Consider the following 2,004-nt stretch of genomic DNA (forward strand, 5'->3'; position numbering starts at 1 on the left):
TGCGGACGCTCCGCAGTTTGCTCCGCAGAACGGCGGAGCAAACTGATTTCTCGGGAACTGGAGCAATCGATGCCAGTGGCTTCCAACGTGGTCAAGCGAGTCACCACTACCGCAAGCGAGCAGATTACTCGTTTCAGGCGATGAAAACCACGGTTCTGGTTGACACGGAGTCGTTGGTGATCAGAGACGTGCATTTCACGACGAAGAAGGCCTATGACGGCCATATCGGGTTGCAGGTCTTCCGGCGGAACGCCGGAGACCTGCGGGAACTCCTCGCGGACAAGATGTACTCGTGGCAGGACCTGCGTGAGAAATGCCGTGCTGAGTCGACACGTCCAGTGATCAAGCATTGCGAGCAATCCTCGTTGCAGAANATGTACTCGTGGCAGGACCTGCGTGAGAAATGCCGTGCTGAGTCGACACGTCCAGTGATCAAGCATTGCGAGCAATCCTCGTTGCAGAATGCTCACAACGCCCGAATAGACGATAACCTGCCTTGTTGCAGCGGTAGCTGACGCCGTTTTCAGCCATCTTCTCGGCTGTTTTCGTGAGATTGGTGGAGATTTGGACGCTGTCTTGCGGTATGAGGTCGAAACGACCGCTAGCCCGACAGTGTAAGAAGCTTGCCAAGCAGTACGTCGATAATCCGGACGTACCCGCTGCGCCGAACGGCGACAGCGGGTACGCCGAGTGGGTCCAGATCGCGCTGATTCTGATGCGGGTCGAACTCGATAAGAGCCTCCGTGAGACCGAAGCGTGGTTCAACGATTCGGCCGCTATCCTCGACGAATTCGGTCTCGAACGAGCACCACACTACAGCTCATTCTGTCGCTGGGAACAGCAGTTCCAGATGCGCGAGTTACGCCGCCTGCTCCGCGCTTCGGCGGAGCAGGCTGGCTGGAGTGGTGAGGCAGCCATCGACGCCAGTGGCTTCCAGCGCGATCAGACCAGCCATCACTACCGCAATCGTGCTGGTTACTCGTTCCAGTCGCTGAAAACGACAACCTTGGTCGATATGAACACGCTGGCAATCAGAGACGTCCACTACACGACACGGAAAAGCTGGGACGGGCACATCGGGATGCAGGTCTTCCGCCGGAACGCGGAAGACCTGCAGATCCTGGCCGCGGACGCGAACTACTCGTGGAGCGACCTCCGCGAGGAATGTCGCGATGCGTCTACGCGACCGCTCATCAAGCACAAGGAGCACACGCCGCTGAAGGAGGCACACAACGCGCGGATGAACGCTGACGACTACCACCAGCGATGGATGGGCGAAACCGGCTTCTCGCTACTCAAGAAAGACGATGGCGAAAAGCTCCGCTCTCGGAGCTGGCACGGCCAGTTCCGAGAGCTTACTCGCAAATGCATCGTCCATAATCTGTCGCAGGCGGCGAGTTGAGGCTCGCCGCCTGCTCTCTTTCTCCAGCGTATTGGTCAGAAGCATCGCCGTCGTCACAGAGAAGGGTTCGAAAATGAGATCTTCCTGATCATTCTCAGAACGCTATCGGCGATAGCTACTGCATCTTCTGATCGAAGGATCGTGCGGCTCAGGCTGTTAAGCGGTGAGTTACTGACCCTACCCCGACGCTGTCTTGCATTCAACAAGGCACGATAACCTCTACAACCAACGGTCAATGAGCGAGACGGTGTTTTCGATGCTGAAGGCAGATGATGGCGAAAATCTCCACACAAGGACGNACGATAACCTCTACAACCAACGGTCAATGAGCGAGACGGTGTTTTCGATGCTGAAGGCAGATGATGGCGAAAATCTCCACACAAGGACGTGGCACGGGCAATTTCGAGAGCTGACTCGGAAGTGCATAATCCATAACCTCTCGCGGGCGGTCGGCTAACGCCGCCGCCCGCTCTTTCTCTGTCAGATGGTCTGAGAGGCATCACCAGCGATACACCAATTCCTATCAAATCTGGCAATTCTAACTCCAACCGCAAATCCATGTTTCTGCATCGTGTGTCACGATGAATCGTTGGTTAGAGACG

2 protein-coding genes and 1 pseudogene are annotated in these 2,004 nt (G+C 56.3%); all 3 read left to right on the forward strand.

Translation table 11 applies throughout. From position 1 onward, the window contains the following. Window positions 1–515: IS5/IS1182 family transposase (locus C451_RS05235; protein WP_007738472.1), on the forward strand; the 515-nt coding region annotated here is incomplete at its 5' end. A gap of 68 nt (window positions 516–583) precedes the next feature. Further along, window positions 584–1,402: an IS5 family transposase gene (locus C451_RS05240; protein ID WP_007738474.1), complete on the forward strand. Its 819-nt coding sequence runs from the start codon at window positions 584–586 to the stop codon at window positions 1,400–1,402. 301 nt (window positions 1,403–1,703) lie between these two features. Continuing rightward, window positions 1,704–1,859 (forward strand): annotated as a pseudogene (locus C451_RS05245) (transposase); the annotation flags it as partial. Window positions 1,860–2,004: the final 145 nt, after the last annotated feature.

Source organism: Halococcus thailandensis JCM 13552 (assembly GCF_000336715.1).
Classification (GTDB): Archaea; Halobacteriota; Halobacteria; order Halobacteriales; family Halococcaceae; genus Halococcus; species Halococcus thailandensis.

What these genes read in the sequence shown, in the direction of transcription:
- C451_RS05240 (WP_007738474.1), top strand. Translation starts at nt 584, where the DNA reads ATGAGGTCGAAACGACCGCTAGCCCGACAGTGTAAGAAGCTTGCCAAG.